Origin of the sequence: Tahibacter caeni, assembly GCF_024609805.1 — a bacterium.
GTDB classification, from domain to species: Bacteria; Pseudomonadota; Gammaproteobacteria; order Xanthomonadales; family Rhodanobacteraceae; genus Tahibacter; species Tahibacter caeni.
Window position 1 is genome coordinate 1 of the sequence record NZ_JANFVR010000346.1, and the last position, 4,880, is coordinate 4,880.

Below are 4,880 nucleotides of genomic sequence, written 5' to 3' on the forward strand. Positions count from 1 at the left end.
CGAGCCTCGCCGCGGCCATCGCCGCGGCGCCGGCGGCCGGCGCACGGCCGTTCCGCATCGCGGTCGGCGAGGGCGTCTGGGACGAGAAGCTCGTCGTCGACAAGCCCGACGTCCATCTGGTCGGCGCGCACCGCAGCCGCTGCCGCATCGGTTCCGACCGCGCCGCCGGCCATCGTCGCGACGACGGCGAGCCCTGGGGCACCTGGGCCTGCGCGAGCGTCATCGTGCGCGCGCCGGGCTTCCGCGCGCGCGAGCTCACGTTCGAGAACCGCTTCGACTACCGCGCGCATCTCGCCAGGCCCGTGCTCGAGACCGTCGGCGCGAACGGCGCCCAGGCCGTCGCGCTGATGTTCGACACGGGCTCCGACCGCGCGCTGATCGAGGACTGCGACATCGACGGCCATCAGGACACGCTGTTCGCCGAATCCGGCCGCAGCTGGCTGCGCCGCTGCCGCGTGCGCGGCAGCGTGGATTTCCTGTTCGGTGCCGGCGAGTGCGTGCTCGACGACTGCGTCGTCGTCTCCCGTTTCCGCCCCGGCAAGGAACGCCAGGGCTATTTGACGGCGCCGTCCACGCCGGCCGCGCAGGCGCAGGGCCTGCTCGCGCGCCGCTGCAACCTGTTGCGCGAGGCCGAAGTGCCCGACGGCAGCGTCGCGCTCGGCCGCCCGTGGCGTCCGACGCGAAGCTTCGCCGACGGCCGCTACGGCGATCCCGCCGTGCGCGGCAGCGCCGTGTTCGTCGACTGCTGGATGGACGCGCACATCGCCGCGAACGGCTGGGATCCGATGCAATACACCGCGCGCGACGGCAGCCGCGCGACGTTCGCGCCGCAGGACGCCCGCTTCGCCGAGGCCGGCAGCCGCGGTCCCGGCGCGGCACGCAGCGAAACGAGGCCGCTGCTCGACCCCGAGGCGGCGCAGAAGCTGCGGCGGTATCAGCCGTTCCGCTAGGCCGGTGTGCGGGCCGCCGCCGGCGCAGCCGGGACCGGTGCCGATGCGGGGCGCGCGATGGCGAAATTTTCGTCCGCGTTCAGCGCCGGCGCGGCGGTACATCGTCGGTGCGCCGCATCGCGGGTGCCGGCCTCGGTATCGGCATGGAGCGCGCCGGCTCGCCGCTTTCGTTCGGTCCCGGATGCGTGTGATAGCGTGCCGGCTTCCCGGTACACGGCCACGGACGACACAGTGATGGTGCGGACCCTGCAGGACGCTTCGGCTCGTCGCGGCATTCGCAAGGCAGCCGTCGCGCTCGCCGTTCTGTTCGGCGCGAGTTCCTCGTCGCTGCCGGTCGCCGCGTCGCAGGACAAGCCGCTCGTAGCGCTCGATACGGTCGCGCAGCAGGTGTCGTCGCAGGCGTGCGCGGCGATGAAGCGGCGCGTCGACGCCGTCGCCGGCCTGGCCCCCGTGCTGCTGCGCAGCTACGACGCCGCCGAGGGCGCCGACACGCTCGATCTGCCGCCACTCGATACCGCGGCGTTCACCTACGACAACGCGCTCGCGGTCATCGCCCTGCTGGCCTGCGGCGACCGCGCCCAGGCCGTCCGCGTCGGCGCGGCGCTCGAGCGGGCAGCACGGAACGACACGCGGCTGCGCAACGTCTATCGCGCAGGCGCGGTCGGCGACACGGTGCTGCCGAACGGCTGGTGGGACGCGAAGGAGAATCGCTGGATCGAAGATGCGAACCAGATGGGCACGGCGACCGGCAATGTCGCGTGGACCGGTCTCGCGCTGCTCGCGCTGTTCGAGGTGACCGGCGAGGCGCGCTGGCGCGACGCTGCGGCGAAGCTCGCCGCCTGGGTCGTCGCGAACGCGCGCGATGCGGGTGCCGACGGCGGCTTCCGCGGCGGCGTCGACGGTTTCGATGCGGCGCCGGTCCGCCTCGGCTGGAAATCCACCGAACACGCGATCGACCTCGTCGCCCTGTTCGGCCGGCTCGCCGCCGCGAAGGCTCCGGGCGGCTGGAGCGCGCAGGCGGCGCACGCGCGACGCTTCCTCGATCGGCAATGGGATGCGGCGAGCGGCCATTTCCTGATCGGTACCCTGCCCGACGGACGCACGCCGAATCGCGCGACGTCCGCGCTCGACGTGCAGTGGTGGTCGCAGCTGCTACCGGACGCGCCCGCCGATTGGCGCCGCGCGATGCGCCACGCCGAGCGCGTCCATGCCGTCGGCGCCGGCTTCGATTTCAACGACGACCGCGACGGCGAATGGCTCGAAGGCACGGCGCAGGCGGCGCTCGCCTATCGCACGGCCGGGGAGACCGACGCCGCGCGGCGCTGCCTCGCGGAACTGGCGGCTCAGTTCAGCGCCGGCGGCTACGTCTTCGCGACGCGCGAGCCGAAGATCACGACGGGACTCGCGATCGGCCCCGCGAGCACCTCGGCCGACGCCTACTACTATCGCCGCCAGCATCTCGGCGCGACGGCCTGGGCCGCGCTCGCAGCGCTGAACCGCAATCCGTTTCGCGCGTTTCGCTGACGGGTTTGCGGCGGCTGATGCTCGCCGTGCCGGGTGGGGCGAGGTGCGAAAAGCCGGGAGATGCGGCGAGAAAACGGCGGGGAGCGGAGATCGCCCGGCGCTCGTTCTCATTGAAGATTGCTATGGATATTCAACGCTGAGGTGCGCCATCGTGCATCTCCCGCAGGTCATTTCGGCCGCCGCTTCGCCGGAAATCCCGCCTTCGGCAGCATGGTGTCGAGGTCCCATTCGCTGTCGACGAAGACGCGATAGGTCGCCGAGTCGACCGGATATCCGCCGACCTCGGACTCGCTGTCGATGATGCGGCCGCGGCCTTCGGCCGTGTCGGCGACGATGCGCGCGTCGGTCGCGTCGCGGTCCCACGGGCGCGCGCCGACGTCTTCGAGCACGGCGTCCTGCACGGCGTCGGCCGGCAACGGCTCGACGCCGTAGGGCAGCGGCGGCGCGGTCTTCAGCAGATTCCATTTCGCCGGCGTCGTCGTGTAGCGGCCTAGCGGCGGCAGCGGCCGGCCGAGGCGGTCGACGGCGACGTTGTCGTGCAGATAGAGATCGACGTCGCCGGAGCCGCCGAGCATGAACAGCGCGACATCGTCCGGTGTCGACGGGCCGGCGCGCAGTACGTTGCCGATCAGGCCGAGCCGGCCGGTCTGGCGCGGATGGTCGCCCCATTCCTCGCGGATCAGGTTGTAGTGCACCGCGCGCGGGCCCGGATCGTAGATCAGGTTGTTGACCATGAGGCCGCGCGCGCCGCCCTTGAACAGCGCGCTGCGCTCGTAGTTGTGCGCGTAGAGATTGCCGACGATCAGGATGTCGCTGACGTTGTCGTGGATCAGCGAACCCTTGGAGTGCTCGCCCTTCGCGTGCGTGGAGTGGGAAAGGCCTTCGGCGATGAGGTTGTTGCTGAACGTGATCCGATGCGAGACCGATTCGCGCCAGGCGTCGGGCGTGTCGCCGATGAAGCGCGCGCCCGAGGCCGACAGGTTCTCGTCGGTGGCCCAGGTCAGGCTGCAGTGGTCGACGATGACGTCGTGCGCGCCGGTCATCGTCGACAGCGCGTCCACGTCCCAGCGCCCGCTCTTGTGCACGTCGGCTTCGCCGGGACGGATGCGGAGGTGGCGCAGCACGACGTCGTGCGTCGCGATGTCGATGCCGCCGCGGATCAGGGTGATGCCGGGTGAGGGCGCGGTCTGGCCGGCGACGGTCAGGAACGGTTCGCTGATCGTGATTTCGCGGCGGTCCAGATCGATGACGCCGCCGACTTCGAACACGACGATGCGCGGTCCCGGCGTGTTCAGCGCCTCGAGCAGCGAGCCCGGGCCGCCGGCCTTGAGCGTGGTGACACGCAGCAACTTGCCGCCGCGGCCGCCCGGCGTCTGCGCCGCCCAGCCCTGGGCGCCTGGGAAGGCCGCGGCGGCGGTGGCGGGGGCGGCATGGCCGGTCGGCGGCATCAGGCAGAGCAGGGCCAGAGTCGCGAGCGCGCCGCGCAGGCGCAGCGGGGCGACGGGAAAACGGAATGCCGGCATCACGGGTCTCCTGACGGGTCTGGGATTGAACCCGAAATGCCGCGTCGGGTACGAGCCGCATTGTAAATGACACCGGTTTCCTTTATACAAGTCCGGCGCCGCCATCCGTGCCGCAAGGAGCACCGGCGGCGCGGCAGGATCGCCCTTCGATGAGGTCAGGCATGAGCAATCCGCTGCCCGCCAGCGAAAAACCGTCCGAAACCATCGCCCGGCGCCTTGTTGCCGCGCGTCTGACTGCGCAGGCGCTGCCCGCGTTTCCGGGCGAGCTGCCGGCGAGTCTCGAGGATGCCTACCGGTGTCAGGACGCGGCGATCGCGCGCTGGCCGGCGCCCGTGGCTGGCTGGAAGGTCGGCTATATCGCACCGGAGCGGCGCGAGGACGGCGGCGATCCGCGCCTGGTCGGACCGATCTTCGCCGGACGCATCCAGGTGCCGGCCGACGCCGAGGGCGAGTTTTCCGTGATTCCCGGCGGCTTCGCCGCGGTCGAGGCCGAGTTCGTGTTCCGCCTCGCGCGCGACGTCGCGCCGCGCGTGGAGGTCTGGACCCCGGAGCAGGCCGCGTCCGAAGTCGCCGCGCTGCACGTCGGCATGGAACTGGCCGGTAGCCCGCTGGCCGCGATCAACGAGCTCGGTCCCTGCGCCGTCGTCGCCGACTGCGGCAACAACGCGGGACTTCTGCTGGGGCCGGCCATCGCGAACTGGCAGGATTACGCGATGGATGCATTGACCTGTACGACCTGGATCGACGGCGAACTCGTCGGCCGCGGCGGCGCCGCGGCGCTGGCCGGCGGCCCGCTGGCCGCGCTCGCGTTCGCGCTGTCGCGCAATGCGCGCTGTGACCGCCAGTTGCGGGCCGGCGACTACGTCACGACCGGCGCGGCCAC

General features: G+C 71.8%; 4 protein-coding genes. 3 read left to right on the forward strand and 1 reads right to left on the reverse strand.

Features of this window, described 5'->3' with window-relative positions:
* Positions 1–950: pectinesterase family protein (locus NON22_RS20405; RefSeq protein ID WP_257388821.1), on the forward strand; the 950-nt coding region annotated here is incomplete at its 5' end.
* A gap of 234 nt (positions 951–1,184) precedes the next feature.
* Positions 1,185–2,474 carry a hypothetical protein gene (locus tag NON22_RS20410; protein ID WP_257388822.1) on the forward strand — a complete coding sequence of 430 codons (1,290 nt, stop codon included), beginning with the start codon at positions 1,185–1,187 and terminating at the stop codon, positions 2,472–2,474.
* Between the two features lie 167 nt (positions 2,475–2,641).
* Here the strand turns inward: NON22_RS20410 and NON22_RS20415 are convergent, their stop codons facing one another.
* Entirely contained in the window at positions 2,642–3,997 is a 1,356-nt protein-coding gene (locus NON22_RS20415) for a pectate lyase family protein (protein WP_257388823.1), read from the reverse strand.
* A gap of 161 nt (positions 3,998–4,158) precedes the next feature.
* On the opposite strand from NON22_RS20415, the gene NON22_RS20420 reads away from it, so the two are divergent.
* A partial coding sequence (locus NON22_RS20420; protein ID WP_257388824.1) for a 2-keto-4-pentenoate hydratase occupies positions 4,159–4,880 on the forward strand: 722 nt, incomplete at its 3' end.